Source organism: bacterium (assembly GCA_021371935.1).
Classification (GTDB): domain Bacteria; phylum Armatimonadota; class UBA5829; order UBA5829; family UBA5829; genus UBA5829.
Genome location: JAJFVF010000002.1, coordinates 230,282 through 246,507, shown reverse-complemented (window position 1 = coordinate 246,507; position 16,226 = coordinate 230,282). Strand labels below are relative to the sequence as shown.

16 protein-coding genes are annotated in these 16,226 nt (G+C 49.4%); 12 read left to right on the top strand and 4 right to left on the bottom strand.

Features of this window, described 5'->3' with window-relative positions; genetic code table 11:
• Positions 1-179: 179 nt before the first annotated feature.
• The gene (locus tag LLG46_01175) at positions 180-1,289 is read right to left on the bottom strand and encodes a hypothetical protein (protein MCE5321908.1); all 1,110 of its coding nucleotides are present in this window, start codon (positions 1,287-1,289) and stop codon (positions 180-182) included.
• Positions 1,286-3,124 (bottom strand): hypothetical protein, encoded by a 1,839-nt coding sequence (locus tag LLG46_01170; protein MCE5321907.1) that lies wholly within the window; start codon positions 3,122-3,124, stop codon positions 1,286-1,288. The genes LLG46_01175 and LLG46_01170 overlap by 4 nt, the downstream gene beginning before the upstream one ends.
• Before the next feature lie 244 nt (positions 3,125-3,368).
• Between LLG46_01170 and LLG46_01165 the strand changes: the two genes are divergently transcribed.
• The 5 genes from LLG46_01165 (at position 3,369) to smpB (ending at position 7,031) form a co-directional block, all read left to right on the top strand.
• Positions 3,369-4,676: a phenylacetate--CoA ligase gene (locus LLG46_01165; protein MCE5321906.1), complete on the top strand. Its 1,308-nt coding sequence runs from the start codon at positions 3,369-3,371 to the stop codon at positions 4,674-4,676.
• 43 nt (positions 4,677-4,719) lie between these two features.
• Positions 4,720-5,136, top strand: a complete 417-nt coding sequence (locus tag LLG46_01160; protein ID MCE5321905.1) for an ACT domain-containing protein — start codon at positions 4,720-4,722, stop codon at positions 5,134-5,136.
• A gap of 192 nt (positions 5,137-5,328) precedes the next feature.
• On the top strand, positions 5,329-6,081 hold the full coding sequence (locus tag LLG46_01155; protein ID MCE5321904.1) for a YebC/PmpR family DNA-binding transcriptional regulator: 753 nt from the start codon (positions 5,329-5,331) through the stop codon (positions 6,079-6,081).
• Positions 6,082-6,156: 75 nt separating this feature from the next.
• Positions 6,157-6,381 carry a hypothetical protein gene (locus tag LLG46_01150; GenBank protein ID MCE5321903.1) on the top strand — a complete coding sequence of 75 codons (225 nt, stop codon included), beginning with the start codon at positions 6,157-6,159 and terminating at the stop codon, positions 6,379-6,381.
• A 173-nt stretch (positions 6,382-6,554) separates the two neighbouring features.
• Complete coding sequence (gene smpB, locus LLG46_01145; GenBank protein MCE5321902.1) at positions 6,555-7,031, top strand: SsrA-binding protein SmpB; 477 nt, start codon at positions 6,555-6,557, stop codon at positions 7,029-7,031.
• On the opposite strand, the gene LLG46_01140 is transcribed toward smpB, so the two are convergent.
• On the bottom strand, positions 7,028-8,236 hold the full coding sequence (locus LLG46_01140; protein MCE5321901.1) for a DUF4349 domain-containing protein: 1,209 nt from the start codon (positions 8,234-8,236) through the stop codon (positions 7,028-7,030). The two genes, smpB and LLG46_01140, sit on opposite strands and share 4 nt — an antisense overlap.
• A 112-nt stretch (positions 8,237-8,348) precedes the next feature.
• Positions 8,349-8,900 (bottom strand): RNA polymerase sigma factor, encoded by a 552-nt coding sequence (locus LLG46_01135; GenBank protein MCE5321900.1) that lies wholly within the window; start codon positions 8,898-8,900, stop codon positions 8,349-8,351.
• Between the two features lie 349 nt (positions 8,901-9,249).
• Here LLG46_01135 and recF point away from each other — a divergent pair, with 349 nt between their 5' ends.
• The 7 genes from recF (at position 9,250) to LLG46_01100 (ending at position 16,165) form a co-directional block, all read left to right on the top strand.
• Entirely contained in the window at positions 9,250-10,434 is a 1,185-nt protein-coding gene (gene recF / locus LLG46_01130) for a DNA replication/repair protein RecF (GenBank protein MCE5321899.1), read from the top strand.
• Positions 10,431-10,940 (top strand): DUF721 domain-containing protein, encoded by a 510-nt coding sequence (locus LLG46_01125; protein ID MCE5321898.1) that lies wholly within the window; start codon positions 10,431-10,433, stop codon positions 10,938-10,940. The genes recF and LLG46_01125 overlap by 4 nt, the downstream gene beginning before the upstream one ends.
• A gap of 39 nt (positions 10,941-10,979) precedes the next feature.
• Positions 10,980-12,434 carry an RtcB family protein gene (locus LLG46_01120; protein ID MCE5321897.1) on the top strand — a complete coding sequence of 485 codons (1,455 nt, stop codon included), beginning with the start codon at positions 10,980-10,982 and terminating at the stop codon, positions 12,432-12,434.
• Positions 12,435-12,601: 167 nt separating this feature from the next.
• Positions 12,602-13,909 (top strand): tRNA (N(6)-L-threonylcarbamoyladenosine(37)-C(2))-methylthiotransferase MtaB, encoded by a 1,308-nt coding sequence (gene mtaB / locus LLG46_01115; protein ID MCE5321896.1) that lies wholly within the window; start codon positions 12,602-12,604, stop codon positions 13,907-13,909.
• A 110-nt stretch (positions 13,910-14,019) separates the two neighbouring features.
• A complete protein-coding gene (locus LLG46_01110; GenBank protein ID MCE5321895.1) occupies positions 14,020-14,364 on the top strand; it encodes a histidine triad nucleotide-binding protein in 345 nt (114 codons plus the stop codon).
• A gap of 177 nt (positions 14,365-14,541) precedes the next feature.
• Complete coding sequence (locus LLG46_01105) at positions 14,542-15,318, top strand: AAA family ATPase (GenBank protein MCE5321894.1); 777 nt, start codon at positions 14,542-14,544, stop codon at positions 15,316-15,318.
• Complete coding sequence (locus tag LLG46_01100) at positions 15,296-16,165, top strand: ParB/RepB/Spo0J family partition protein (GenBank protein ID MCE5321893.1); 870 nt, start codon at positions 15,296-15,298, stop codon at positions 16,163-16,165. The genes LLG46_01105 and LLG46_01100 overlap by 23 nt, the downstream gene beginning before the upstream one ends.
• Positions 16,166-16,226 lie beyond the last annotated feature (61 nt).

Genomic DNA, 16,226 nt, shown 5'->3' with positions numbered 1-16,226 from the left:
AATAAGGTGCGCCATCTGCACGCCAAATCTCGGCCGGAAATAATGATTGTCTCGAAATTGTATAAATATCTTACCTGGTAGACGCGCTTGGTATTCTAACACTATGATTTCTCGATTGTCAATACGCAAGCACGCTTAATGTCGATCCAATCTGCAGCCGACTGCAACGTCTAGTCAAGTTAGCCCTTTGTTAATCTAGCCAACAAGCAGGTTTTTGTGCTCTTCTCCACTTTTAGCCCGAGTCTCTTTGCTGCCGAGCAGTTTTCAATCAGTTTGGGCAGATCATCCTTGTAATCCGACTTCACAAAAACATTAAGTTCAAGTACACCGCTCGTATAGCGACGGCGTTTGAGTTGAGTAATACCAGGCAGGTCACGAATCACATCTTCAAGGCTGTTTGCAGCCATGATACCCTTGAAACCCGTAATTTTCACATATATAAATGGCATCATATCGGCTGGAGCCACCAAAAGGTCCTCCGCCAATATTGTGCCGATCCTCAATCCCACTCTGTTCAGTCCGGCCTCGGCAGACAGGCTCTTCGTCTGATCCAAACCATCGGCGCATGCGCTGGTTGATGTGAGCAGTTCGCCGGTATCGGTGTAGTATGCCTTTGTATCCATGCGTCCCCGGCTCCGATATAGTGTCACGCCGCCATAATCGTCCTGATCGACATAATCGACGCTTGCCTGGCCTGTCACCAGTATATCCACATCGAACTCACTGCCGATTGTTCGCAGCGAGTCCTCATCTCCATTGACTGCGCCGGCAGCCGATGCATCTACTTTAAGGCACCTTTGCTGTTTATCGTCGATTACACTGAAGCCCGCTGAAATCAACTGCTTACAGACCGCGGACTTGGCAATAGAATCGGACACCAGCACACCTACCCGCCACTGGCGAGTGAGCCCAAGTGCCTTCAACATTTGTGCTAACGGTCGGTTGCTGACAGTCGCTTTGACCTTTACTTTAAAGAGTCCTTTTTCCGTTGACGAAGAGAGCACCTGGTCGCAAGTTGCATAGCCGTTCGGCTTGAGTAGTATCTCATCGCGCACCACGCTGTAATTTCTGCCGACCGTCACCGAGTCTATATATGTTCCAAGCCCTTTCATTATTGCGTTTCGCAGAGCGTCGGCAACGGCCTTTTCTTTCGCGTTTGGCAAATCAGCCGGAGCTTCACCTTCGGCAATGACAGTTGCAGTCTTGGCAGGATGTTTTTCAGCCGATTCACAGCATACCGTGCAGCAGACCAGCATTCCCAATATGACGAGGCAGGACAAGTGTTTCATTGAGCAGTCACGCTCCCTCCAGCCACCACATTAATAGTATCCATTGGCAATATCGCGCGGGCGAACATTTCGTCCACCGCATTTTTGCATGCATCGCCAAATGCTTCCGAGGCCACTGTCTGATCCAGAATACAGGTCGTCGATCGCGGCACGCTCGGTGTTGAAGGTTTGTTCTGTTCGCCCTGGATATTTACATGGTCAGACCAATAAAGACCGCTTCGTGATCCCACCCCGTCCAGCGAACAAGAGAAAATCACCTTGCCTGCACAGTCCGAGTCAAGTTCACCGATATCGTATATGCGCAAATTCCCCGAAACACGCACGGTCTGCGTAGAGTCTATAGAGACTTCCCAGTCCATCTGATGATATAACCGAGCCTGTTCATAATCACGTTTACGATGCTCCCATCGATCATGATCACGGCGGTAATCGTGCATGTCTTCTTCCCATCGCCTATGGTCGCGAATAAAATCAGGGTCGTTCGACCGGCTGCCGTCCACCTCACTATATTTGTGAGCGCCAAAGATGCCGAACTTGCGTTCGTTGGGGTCCGGTTCATGCGGTCGACTAGGTTCAGATTCGCTAAACGGCGCCAGAGCAGAAGTGCGGCATCTCGGAGTGTTTGCACTGTAGTCTGTCTGAGTGGTATATGCCGCCACATCCACAACAGCAAGTGCGCGCGCTCCATCCGCAGCCTTGCGAATCTGCATAATATCATCGCTGTCCAGGTTGCCGTCCTTTTGGTGCAGCAGCGCCATATATATGAGTTCCTTGAGGTCCTGGCGGCCAACACATTCAAAACCGGTCCCCTCCGCCAAAGCCGAGGTCATCTTGCCCGCCAGATCATCAATTGCCGATGTCGGTATCTTATCACTCCTGTCACCGGCGCGGGAAATTACAATCATTTGTCTATACTTGCCAAGGTCAGCAAGGGCAGTTGTAGACAGAGCCTGGGGGATTGAATCGACCGAGGGGTATCCGGCAAGCACACTCTTTAGCTGGCGCTCACATGGAGCTGCCAGTGCGCTGATCGTGCGTATATTGCCGGTTTCTTTGACGATCGATTGCTTTGCTGCTCCACATGTGTCTGTGCTTTCATCCGAGTCGAGCCAGGACCGCATCGCCACAGGTAAATCCGGCAAGTCCGACTTGCTGTTTTTGCCCAGAACACCTTTATTGATGATATATAACAGGTCCATATCAGGATCGATATTGTCCAAGCCCGAATCAAGCTGGATATACTGCCAGTCGATGGTGTCACGCCCCGGCTTTAGCTGACGTGACACCCAGTCATCCGCAAGCTGCCTGCTTGCATTGGATATCACGCAGAGCCGTTTTACCTGGTATCTGTCCAGTATGCTGCCGCGCTCCTCCAAACGCATTAAGTCCAGATTGGATTTGCACAGCCTGTCCAGTTCCCAATTTAGCCACTTCTCATTCGGAGCACTTACGATGATTTCCCAGCCGTTACGCCCCGAGGCTTTAGCTGCATAGAGCAATACTTCACCAGCATCAACAGCTGCGGGCGGATATGGCAGCAGCTTCTTCTCCTCGTCTATCAGCCGGCGCGCTTTCTCGCGGTCGATCACAAAGAGCAGGCTGTCTTTGTCCTTAAGGCGTCCCTTGCCGATCAGCAGATTGGTAGTGGTAATGTAGCTTTCATTGCGTACGCCGAGCCTGAAGAGATATTTGCTGATGGACTCCAACTTTTCGGTGGTGACGACTTGGATTTTGTGCTCGCGCAGGATCCTTGATACCGTCACTTTTGATGCGTACGCACTCGAGCATGCCATCGTAAAAAAGAGCATTGGTATTATGAGATTGCGATTACGCATAGCTATGCCCTCCCAACGTATATAAAGCCCAAAGCGGCAAATCGAGAGCCATGGCTGCTGCCGCTCGGCCAAGTGTTGGATATGTAAAAACCTTATATAAAAATAGACGTGTATATTCGCTGTATCTTTCCAATCGAGAGTCATGATTTGTTAACAAGGGAGGAGAATGTGCGCAGAGCAAGAAGAAGCTCATGTATGCATTAGTTGCTGAGGCATAATTGCTTTTCATATAGAGGGATTTACCATGATAGATATCTCAGAACGAATTGGCGAACGATTCAAAAACATGTCGCGCGACCAGATTGAGGCCTTTCAATCTGAAGCACTGCCAAAAACAGTCGCACAGGCTGCAAAGTCGCCATGGTTTGCAGCCAAATTTAAGGAAATGGGCATCGAGCCTGGGGATATCAAGTCCAGAGACGATGTAACCCGGCTGCCTTTCACCACAAAAAATGATCTTCGGCTGAGTTATCCTGCTCAAATGCTGACCGTAGACCCGGTCGATATCATACGGATGCACACTTCCAGTGGAACCACAGGCAAACCCACCGCCATCTTTCATACTGCCCAAGATGTCGCAAACTGGGCAGAGCTGATGGCTCGATCATTGTATCTCGCAGGTGCAAGACCCGATGACGTCTTTCAAAACATGTCCGGCTATGGTCTGTTTACAGGCGGCCTGGGTCTTCATTACGGTGCCGAAAGACTTGGGATGTGGGTTATTCCCGCGGGACCCGGCAACACTGCGCGCCAGATATTGCTGATACGCGACTTTCATGTAACCGTCATTCATGCGACCCCGAGCTATGCCATGCATGTAGCCGAGCGCATGATCGCGGAAGGTGACGATCCGCGAAGCCTCGGCATCAAGATAGCCGCTTTGGGAGCAGAGCCTTATACCGAAGAAATGCGCCATAAACTGCAGGACCTCTACGGTTTCAAGGCGATGAACAGCTACGGACTTAGCGAGATGAACGGTCCCGGCGTGGCGTTTGAATGCAAATATCAAAACGGCATGCACATCTGGGAAGACTCATACCTGGTCGAAGTCATAAATCCAGACACACTCCAGCCTGCCGCCGAAGGTGAGGTAGGAGAACTTGTCCTGACCACACTCCGGCGCACCGCCATGCCACTGATCAGATATCGCACCCGCGATCTTACGCGACTAATCACCGATGAATGCCCATGTGGCTGCAAGCACTCACGGCTGTCGCGGTTTGTAGGCAGATCGGACGATATGCTCATCATCCGGGGAGTAAACGTCTTTCCCAGCCAGATCGAAGAAGTGCTCATGCGCAACAAGTGGCTGGGCGGCAATTATGTGATAGAACTCACCAAATCCGCCGCTCTCGATCAGATGAACATCAAAGTGGAACTGTCCAAAGACGGCTTTGATGGAACCGTCGAGACACTGCGCAAGCTGCGCGGCGACCTTCAGCGTCAACTCAAAGAGCAGATCGGCTTTACCGCAGCAGTCGAAGTCACTGAACCGGGCAGCCTGCCGGCAAGCGAAGGCAAAGCCAAAAGAGTCGTTGATTTGAGATCTTAGATTTTATATTGAGTATTTAGCGGGCGAATCAGAGGTAATCGATATGTATAATGAAATTAGAGTATTTGTAGAAAATAAGTCCGGCAAGCTGGCTAAGGTGGCCGGTGCGCTCGGCAACGCGGGAATTGATATCATAAACATTGAGCTTGCGGACGAAGGTCAGTTTGGCGTCTTCAAACTTCTTACTGCCGATCCACAAAAAGCAAAGCAGGCCCTTGAGAATGCGGGGATGACTGTCGCATTCAACAAAGTGGCCGTAATCGAGATTGCCGATCAGCCTGGCAGCCTGGTCAAACTTGCAAAGGCACTCGAAAATGAGGGAATGAGTGTGCAGGATGCCTATGGCTGCATCCTCGACAGGGGCAAACGTGCCATATTTGTCGTGAAAGGCGATAACCTGGAAGCGATAGAGTCTGCCGCAAAAGGCGCGGGGCTGAAGGTTTTGGATTCACTGGAATAGTCATTATATGAGTGACCGGTGGCTTGTTGCCAGCAGCCTGATGGCACCCTCTACATATGATCATCCCGGCAAGAAGTTGACCCTGCCTTATTTTTGCGCTATACTACATCGGGTTTGGGCTATGTCAGCATGCCCTTGTGCGACTGACTCCTTGCCTCCGCAACCACAAACAATCCCGAGGTGAAAACATAAATGTCCGGTCATTCCAAATGGCATAATATAAGACTTCGCAAGGGCAAACAGGACCTGCAGCGAGGTAAAATATTCACAAAGCTCGCCCGCGAAATAATCGTTGCGGCAAAAGAGGGCGGCGGCAACCCGGAAGCCAACCTGCGGCTGCGAATGGCTGTTCAAAAGGCACGAGAAAACTCTATGCCCGCCGATAACATCAAACGCGCGATTCAGCGCGGCACCGGCGAAATTGAGGGAGCCAACTTCGAGGAGATTACCTATGAAGGGTATGGTACCGCCGGAGTGGCGGTCCTTGTTCCATGTCTCACGGATAACCGCAATCGGACGGTTGCCGAACTTCGCAATATTTTCTCCAAAAACGGCGGCAATTTAGGTGAAATGGGCTGCGTGAGCTGGATGTTCGACCAGAAGGGCATGGTACAGATAGCTGCAGATAAATCTGATGAAGACAGCGTGATGATGGCAACCATGGACGCCGGCGCCGAAGACATCAAAGTTGAGGAAGATGTCATTGAAGTAACATGCCCGCCGGATGCTCTGCCAAAGGTTCGTGATGCTCTGACCGGGGAAGGAATTGAATTCACCTCTGCTGAATTGACCATGATCCCGAAAAGCACAGTCCGGGTGGAAGATATAAAAGAAGCAAGTCGCATTCTTCGATTAATGGATGCGCTCGAAGATAACGACGATGTGCAGAACGCTTACGCCAATTTTGATATCCCCGATGATATCCTCCAGGAAGCTGCCGGATAACTCGACATAATTTTTTTCGCATGATGCGAACCGACGAGCCAGCAATGTCGTCAAACAGGCGGGACGGTGAGCACTATGATCAAAATTAAGGTCGAATGGCGTTATAGGTGTCCAAGTTGTGGAACTGAGTTAGTCTCCGATTTCTTTGCCGATTCTGCCGAGGGTTTGTCTTGCCCATGGTGCGGCAGCATGTGTCCTGATGCACGCAGCTCCTGCGATGATGAGATCAAAAGCTATATCGAAAGGGTCGTAAGAGAGACGGAGCAGAGAGCAAACGGGATATTAACTGCTCAAAGCTAAGCAATTTATGCTGTGTAAATTGCACGTCTCGGCCTGAATTCCGTATTCAGAACACATATCTCTGATACAAGTTCAAGGCCGTAATTTACTTAGCTATCATTTATTTATACTTTGACTAAGAGCCGGGAGCTAGCCTCCCGGCTCTTGGCTTACCGTGGTATAATATTGCGATTATGGCAAAAGACACAAAAACCAAACCCCAGGAAGTTTCGATCACCAATCGTAAAGCCTGGCATGAATATTTTATAGACGATCAGTTCGAGGCCGGGATCGTGCTCGTAGGCACCGAAGTCAAGTCTCTGCGCCTGGGCAAAGCCAGCATAACAGAGGCTTTTTGCAAGATTGAAAACGGCGAACTCTGGATACATGGGATGCACATTGCACCGTATGAACAGGGCAACCGGTTCAATGTGGACCCACTGCGCCCGCGCAAATTGCTCATACGAAAGGCTGAGATCGAGAAGATCAACCGGAAGCTCCAGGAAAAAGGCTTTACACTAATACCCCTTAAGCTCTACTTCACTCGTGGCTACGCCAAGCTCAATGTCGGTCTTGGACGGGGCAAGAAACTCTATGACAAGCGCGAGTCAATCGCTGCCAAAGACGTAGAGCGTGAGCGCCGCCGTGAGGAGGCATCCAGACGAGATTAATCTTGAGCGGCAAGATTTCGCCTGCGATAATACAGAGCCACCAATATCGGTATTGCCCAGAACGGTGAGTAGACAGCCAGCCAGATCAATAAACCGGCTATGCTGCTGATTGTCCTGCCGAGTGAGGCGACAGCGCCGGTCATACTCTTATGAATTTGTGATTGCACCGGCTTTGCTTTCGCTTTTTCATCCAACGTCAGGTCAATTGTGGACATGGCTGCTGTGGACTTCAGATATTTGATGCGTCCTGCCGTCTCCTCTATCTCTCCGCGCACACGGTATAACTCATTTGAAACAGTAATGATGTCGTTTATACGATGTGCTTTATTCATTATTTCCAGGTATTGACGCTCCTCAGCGCGTTTGTTTCGCAGGCGGGATTCAAGATCGACTAGTTCACCAGTCACATCTTCACCGTTGATGCTCTTTGAAGTAATCTTACCGAGTGCGCTCAGTCTTTCTATAGCACGCTCAAACGAACTGACCGGCACACGGATTATCATGGTTTCCGAGGTCGATGAGCCTGCATCCCTTGTCAATGAAGAATCCGAGACATAGCCCCCCAGAGACTTTGCAATATCAACGGCCTTATCGCCGGCCGACTCGGCGTTTTTGACTCGCATGCTCATATTGGCCGTCTTAACAATTACCTGGCTGATTCCGACATCAGCATTACTGTTGTCTATCCGTCCAACTATATTCAAGTCCATATCACGAACAGCCCCGACTTTCTTTTCATAAGCTCGTGACTGTTTGGCAGCAATCTTTGACCTGGGCTGCGCCGGTGGAGGTAATGCGGCAGGCACAGCCTGATTACATAGTTTTCGGTCTGCAAGACTATATTTTTTTGCTTCCGACGAGCGGCTCTGACCATTGTTGAACATCGGTACCACTACTGCTGCCAAAGCGATTGTTACAAGCATAACCAGGGCAACACTCACTGGTCTTGTAGTGTATGGCCACCTCAGGCGCGGTCTTTCCGCAGGTTCAAAGTTGATACTGCTGAGAACCTTTTCGCGCAGCCCTTTTGGGGCAGAGTAAGTTTTGGAATTCTTGACCTGGCCGGATAACTCTCTCATCGCGGCCTCCTCAGCCCGACACCCTGCGCATTGCCTGATATGGCGGGCAATGAGTGTACGTGATATGGGGTTTAGTTCACCATCGATAAACGCCTTAATATTGTCTCTTACTTTTGGGCATTTCATATTACAGCCTCGCTTTTCGAGTCCTAATCCGCATTATTCACGTTCCTCATGAATAATGCTCTTGGAGACCCGGATTATGCGGGAAGTGCATAATCCGGGCTAAGTAAATTGCTTATGAGCAATAGCCTCCAAGAAGTTCTCTGAGCTTTATAAACGCATTGGACAAACGGGATTTGACAGTTCCGACAGGGCAGTTGAGCACCTGCGCACATTCGCGATAAGTCAGCCCCTGTATTTCATGAAGAATGACAGCATCTCTGTGCTTCTCCGGCAGCATTTCAAGCGCTGCATCCACATCACCCTTGACTTCATTCCGGATAACGGCCACAGCCGGATCAATATGCGTGTCGAGCTGTGCCTCAACAAGATCGTCCTCTAATGGAACGCAAAGGACCCGGCGCTTGCGTCTGTGCTCAAGGCAGACATTTACGGCTACACGATAAATCCAAGTGTTCAGCTTTGATCTGCCCCGAAAACTGCGGACCGAATTGCATATTTCGATCAGCGCCTCCTGAGCAACATCCTCCGCGTCATGTGTTCCGATCATCGCGCGGACGACGTTGTAGACACGGTCCTCGTAAAGGTCCAACAGTTTTTCAAAAGCGCCGCGCTCTCCCGCTTGCAGGTCGCTGATCAATTGTCTCTCATCAAAGGATGTCATCATTATCCCTCTATCATGGAGATTAGTTGCGCAAAAGAGCAAAAGGGTTCACTGCCCGAAAAAGATAGGACCATATCAGCTTACAAATGAGTCTGCAGACTCATGGCCGGCCGTCAGCTTCAGGCTAAAATCACTATGGATGCACTTGGCCAGCATTATTCACGAGGGACGTGAATAATGCTCTCGGAGACCCGGATTATGCGCGAAGTGCATAATCCGGGCAGGAGGGTCGGCACGGCTAATGGAACAGACAGTGATTCGCGCTCACCCCTGCAAACAACGGCAAACCGCCGACCCTCAGGCATCCTCCCCACAGTGACAGCTTGCGCGTATAATATCAAACTGATAAGATTTGTATCAAGAACCGCCTGCAAGCAAGCTGTTCTATCGACACCACACCACTTCAGACAGACCCGATATGCATATAAAAACACTGAACCTGACAAACTTTCGCAATTACGAAAATCTGGAGGTAAAGCCCGACAACGGTCTGAACGTGCTCGTCGGGATGAATGCTCAGGGCAAGAGCGCCATACTGGAAGCCATATATCTGCTTGCGACCAGCAAGTCACATAGAACGTCGCGCGATATGGACCTGATCCGGCTCGGCGAGAGCGTCGCATGGATATGCGCTGAAGTTGTTCGCTCTGAAAGAAACGATGCCCTATTGGAGATTGCACTGAGCAGGACAGAACCCAAAACAGTCAAGATAAACAAAGTCAGGCACCCGAAGATAGGCGATATTGTTGGCCAGCTCAACGCTGTCATATTCAGCAATTCGGACATTGAAATGGTCCGCGGGGAACCGTCACTGCGCAGGAGGTTTTTGAACCTAGAGATATCTCAGGTCAGCCCACAGTATATATACGCCCTCGGCAGATATAAAAGGGTGTTGAGCCAGAGAAATAACCTCCTTAGAGATATTAAGGCAAGCAAGATTCAGAGCGCCGATATTGACGCATGGGACAGCCAACTAGTTGAGTATGGGTCCGCGATCATCTCGCGAAGGGCCAAGTTTATAGGTTTTCTGGCTGAATGTGCCGCCAACATATATTCATCATTAACAGACAACACTGAAGAGTTGAAAGTGACATATAAACCGAATATTGACCCCGCATCGCTGCATTCGGAAAAAGAGATCGCTGAAAAATTCGCAAATGCACTTATTGGACGGCGGTACATAGACATTATGCGCGGGACAACAACATCAGGACCTCATAGAGACGACATGGCTCTAAGCGTCAATGGGATGGCCGCAAGAGAGTTTGCGTCTCAGGGACAGCAGAGAAGTATTGCGATTGCTCTCAAACTGGCTGAGATCGATCTCATGCTGGACTCTGCGGGGGAAAGCCCGGTCGTGCTGTTGGATGATGTAATGGCCGAACTCGATGATGCCAGGCGCGCAAAAGTTTTGGAAGTTACACTGGGCAGGTGCCAGACATTTATCACCACAACGTCTCTGGACGAAATAGATAAGTCGGCCACAGATAAGGCCAGGGTATTTAATGTTTGTGCGGGCAAGGTGACTGCTGTATGAGACGACCGATGTATAGAGGCGGCGGCATTAGTAGACTCGGCGGGCTGTTGAACGCTTCGCTCAATGACCTGGGAATCCGCAAGAAGGTGATGGAGCAGCAGACTGTCTCGCGATGGGCTGAGGTTGTTGGTCCAAACATTGCCGCGGCGAGTATGGCAGATAAGTTACGTGACGGTGTCCTATTCGTCTGCTGCAAGAGCAGCACATGGGCAAACGAGCTTTCATTCCATAAAGAACGAATTATGAAGAGGCTAAACTCAGCTGCCGGCAAGCAGATTGTAAAGGATATCAGGTTTACTGCCAGAGGATATCGCAAGATAGTTGAATCTCGAAAGGATGACAACAGCGGGTCTATGGGTCTTGAAAAGGTGGAATTGGATGCAAACGCAGCTGCAATAGCTGAAAAGATAGCATCCACTGCTTCTTCGCCCGAGCTTGCACAAAAGATTCAGAGCGCTGTAATGACGAGCAAAAGGTTGGAGAAGGTTAAGAAAGAAACTAATTGAGAATAGTAATTCGATACAACCAACGCAGGTTACATAAAGATGGATAACAAATGGTCCCATATACTCCAAAAGATAGATGATTTCCGATGGAGGATTCCCCAGTCATATAAATCCGGGATGCGCACGGCCGGGATTATCTACTCCACCGAGAAAATGCTTGAGAATCTGGATGAGTCACTCGAGCAAGTGGCCAATGTCGCATTTCTGCCGGGTATAGTCGGACCGTCTATGGCAATGCCGGATATCCACTGGGGCTATGGCTTTCCTATAGGCGGGGTCGCCGCTATGGATTATGAGTCAGGCGTGGTCTCACCGGGTGGAGTCGGTTTCGATATCAACTGCGGTGTGCGCCTGCTATGCACAGACCTCACTGTGAATGATATTAAGGGCAAAATAGGCGAACTGATCGATCAGCTGTATATAAACATACCATCAGGTGTCGGCAGTGAGGGCAATATCAGGGTCGATGAGCAAGAACTCAAACAGGTGATGGTCAAAGGCGCCAAATGGATGGTCGAGCGCGGTTTTGGCTGGGCGGAGGATTTGGAGGTAAGTGAAGAAGGCGGCGCAATATCGATGGCCGACCCGATTAATATCAGCAAAGAAGCCATCAAACGTGGTCGGCCTCAGCTCGGCACGCTTGGCGCTGGAAATCATTTCCTGGAAATACAGGCTGTCGAGTATATCTATGATGAGGATGTAGCCGGCATGTTTGGGATCACCGAGCCTGGGCAGATTACAATTATGATCCACACGGGCAGCCGGGGGTTCGGTCATCAGGTTTGCCAAGATAATCTAAATGTCATGCAGCGCGCAATGGTCAAATACGGAATTTCATTACCGGACAGGCAGCTTGCCTGCGCTCCGATTAAGTCTGAGGAGGGTCAGGCATATCTGGCGTCTATGGCATGTGCGGCCAACTTCGCCTGGGCAAACCGACAGGCTATAGCTCATTGGGTCCGTGAGAGCTTTGAGAAAGTTATGGGCGCAGGTTCGCATAAACTGGGAATGAGCCAGGTATATGATGTGGCTCACAATATGGCCAAGATCGAAGAGCACCCTGTGGACAAGAAAATAAAGAAGCTCTGCGTTCACCGCAAGGGAGCGACAAGGGCATTTGGACCGGACAATGCATATGTGCCACAGCAATATCGCAAGGTCGGTCAACCTGTGATAGTGCCGGGTGATATGGGCAGATACTCATTCCTGCTGGTTGGGACCGATACTGCAATGAAACAGACATGGGGTTCGACATGCCATGGCGCAGGTCGTGTAATGAGCCGCCATGAGGCCATTAAGAAGATGCGCGGCAGGCAAGTGCAGGATGAGCTTGCCGAACGAGGAATATTGGTGAAGGCCAAAGGACGTGACACACTCTCTGAAGAGGCATCCTATGCGTATAAGGACGTGGCGGATGTGGTCGGCACATGCGACGGTGCGGGAATTTCAAGATTAGTTGCAAAAATGAGACCTTTGGGCGTAGTTAAGGGATAGCTAATTCTCCCAATGGCGGCCGGAGAATTTTATAGTTACTGCTCTGGATAGTACTCCCACATAACCCGAATTTGCTCGTCGAGCACAATTCGGGTCCGGGACGCGCATTATTCACGTTTCTCTTGAATAATGCGCGATAATTGACCTCACTTCATGCTGATGCTACCATGACTACAGATATGCCTACAATTGCTTACCATACACTTGGCTGCAAGGTCAATCAATATGAAACAGAGAAGATACGCCAGTCGCTGGAAAGCATGGGATTCACCACAGTCCCGTTTTCTGCGCGTGCGGATGCTTATATTATTAACACTTGCAGTGTAACTGCAGTTGCGGATGCTAAGTCGCGTGCTGCTGTTCGCAAAGCTCTCAGATCGAATCCCGAAGCTTTTGTAGTGGTCGCGGGGTGTTATGCTGAACTCGGACCCGCAAAGATAAGCTCTATAGAGGGTGTCGACCTGATTGTCGCGCACAAGGACAAAAATGACATCCCTGAACGGCTGGCGGCACATTTCGGAATTTCTGAGAAATCAGCATCTGAAAGTGAATTGCATCCACGTCCGCGAAGTCGGACCAGAGCCGTGGTGAAAGTCCAGGACGGCTGCGATAATTTTTGTTCATACTGCGTGATACCATATGCCAGGGTGGGCATGACGTCGAGGCAGGTTGGAGATGTAATCGATGAGTTGAAGTCCCTGGCAGATTTCGGATATAAGGAGATCGTGCTTGCCGGGATCAGGTTAGGCTCATATGAAGACAAAGGTTTGAACCTCCCTGAGCTTATAATACGCGCAGCCGACATAGACGGGATCGAGAGGATAAGGCTCAGCTCAATAGAGCCCTGGGAGGTAAACGACCATCTTTTGGACGTTATGAATCATCCCAAGGTCTGCAAGCACCTTCATATTCCGCTGCAGAGCGGCGACAGCCGTGTTTTGACATGTATGAACCGTCCATATGATGCGGATGAATATAAACAAATCATCACTCGTGTGCGAGAACGAATTGAGGATATAGGCATCACAACCGATGTCATCGTAGGGTTTCCTGGTGAGAGTGATGACGAATTTGCAAACACATGTTCTTTGATCGATGCAGTCGGTTTCTCAAGGCTCCATGTGTTTAGATATTCTCGCAGACCCGGAACAAAAGCAGCAAATATGCCCGACCAGATAGATAGTGATACAAGAAAAGCACGCGCTGAGAAATTGACGGAGATCGGCAGGAGCACGATGCACAAATTCGCGGTTGCTCATGTGGGCAAGTTCATGGATGTGCTGGTCGAAACGGGTGCTCCAATTGTAAGCAGTTACGATAATAGGTATGATGGAGAGCAGGCGAGGCTCGTTGGATTTACTGGCAACTATATAAGTGTCACGTTTACAGGTGATATTTTTCTCAAGGGTAATATAGTGAAAGTAAAGATTGTTGATACTGACAGTGATGGATGTGTGGTCGGCAGTCTCGGCTAAATGTGTCTCAGGATGCGTGGAATGGACAGTCTCGCGGCTGCTTCGCAGTGCTGTTGTGATCGCCACGAAGGAGACAAAAATGCACTGCATTTTCAAAGGAGGTGAGAGGAATGAGTGATTGCATTTTCTGCAAAATTGCAAACAAGGAGATGGGCAAACTGGTCTATGAAGACGATAGTGTCGTCGCATTTGACGATCTTAATCCGCAGGCGCCTGTCCATGTTCTGGTTATCCCCAAAAAACACATTGCGCGTATTTCTGATGTTTTCGAGGGCGAGGACGCGTGTTTAATGGGGCACATTCTTGTGGTCGCAAATAAAATTGCGTCTGAGCGCGGCGTTTCTGACGATGGATACAGGATAGTCACCAATTGCAATGAAGGCGCTGGCCAATCTGTCTGGCATATACATTTTCATCTGCTCGGCGGAAGAAAACTTGGATGGCCACCCGGATAGTGTAATATTGTTTTGCTATATGCAAAAAATTGGTTGACAGTCCCCGCATTATTGAGAAAGGCGTTTTGGAGACATAAAACAGAACTGGCGCAAGCAGTTCTGGTTTTATTGCACTTATCGAAGGAGTTGGGGATATGAATGGTTAAGACATGGATGAATGAAACTTAGGCAGGGATAATGACACAGATACTGGCAGTTGTAAATCAAAAGGGCGGTGTGGGAAAAACAACCACATCAGTTAATCTTGCAGCATGTCTTGGCGCGGCAGGCAAGCATGTATTGCTTGTTGATACCGACCCACAAGGAAATGCAACAAGCGGAGTTGGCGTAGTCAAGTCAGAATTGAATAAATGCATATATGATGTATTAATCAACGACGAAGATATCAAGAATGTGATTGTGCGCACTGATTCCAACGGGCTTGACCTAGTACCTGCGCGACTCGACCTCGCGGGAGCAGATATTGAACTAATGTCAATGATGTCCCGCGAGACAAAGCTCAAACAGTCTCTGGCGCATGTAGAGGATAATTATGATTTTATTATCATCGACTGTCCTCCTTCGCTGGGGCTTCTCACGGTAAATGTCCTTGCAGCCGCCGGTTATGTTGTTTTGCCAATACAGTGTGAGTATTATGCGCTCGAGGGGTTAAGCCAGCTATTGAGAACAATTGAGTTGGTAAGACAGCATTTGAATCCAGACCTGGAAATTGCAAAAGTGCTGCTAACAATGTTTGATTACAGAACAAATCTATCGATGCAAGTAGTTGAGGAAGTCAGGAAATTTTTTGGAGACAAGGTATCCTCTGTTGTGGTACCAAGAAATGTGCGACTGAGTGAAGCTCCGAGCCATGGAAAGCCGATAATCAGTTATGACCCTAAATCCAGGGGCGCGGAAGCATATACAAAGTTTGCGGCGGAGGTAATTGAATTTGGAGAAGAAGTCTCTCGGTAAGGGACTTGGCGCACTGATACCTGGTGCTGAACGAGAAGAAAGAAAACCCGACACAGAGATTGAAATCGGACAGATTACTTTCAACCCATATCAGCCTCGGGAGTCCATGAATGACGAAAAGTTCCAAGAACTCGTAAACTCCATTCGTGTTCACGGTGTGCTTCAGCCTATTGTAGTTCGGACAAAGGGTGAAGGCGAATATGAACTCGTGGCAGGAGAGAGGCGTCTGCGTGCTGCCACTGCTGCAGGTCTCACAAGAATACCGGCCATGGTCAAGGAACTAACAAATGAGCAGAGCCTTGAGGTTGCCCTCATAGAAAACATTCAACGCGAAGACATCAGTCCTGTTGACGCTGCCATCGCATACAAGAGACTCTGTGATGAATTTGGTCTTTCTCAAGAAGACATAGCTTTTGGGTTGGGCAAGAGCAGGTCAGCCGTCGCAAACACTATGCGTCTGCTGAATCTGCCCGAGGCGGTAAGAAGTTATCTGAAGGCAGGAAAGATATCTGAGGGACATGCAAGAGCAGTCCTTTCGATAGAGTCTGAAGAAGAGCAGATAGAATGTGCTAAAAGGATCGCAGAGGGAAATCTTTCAGTCAGAGAAGCTGAGCGGCTTGTGCGTGAGTGGTCAAAATACAAATCTTCTCGCAGCATCAGAAATGTTTCACGTGAAACATTTCCCCCTGCCAAGGACCCTAATATTGCCGAAATTGAAACGCGACTTCGAGAGGCTCTGGGGACAAAAATTAATGTGGTGCGAAACAAGGACCGGGGTAGGATTGAAATTGAGTTTTATACTGACGATGATTTAGAGCGTATCATGCTTCTACTTTGTAACTCTTGATAATATTACAGAGATGATTTGTATTGCATCTCTGATATCTATTTAGTCAAAAAAAGAGGGA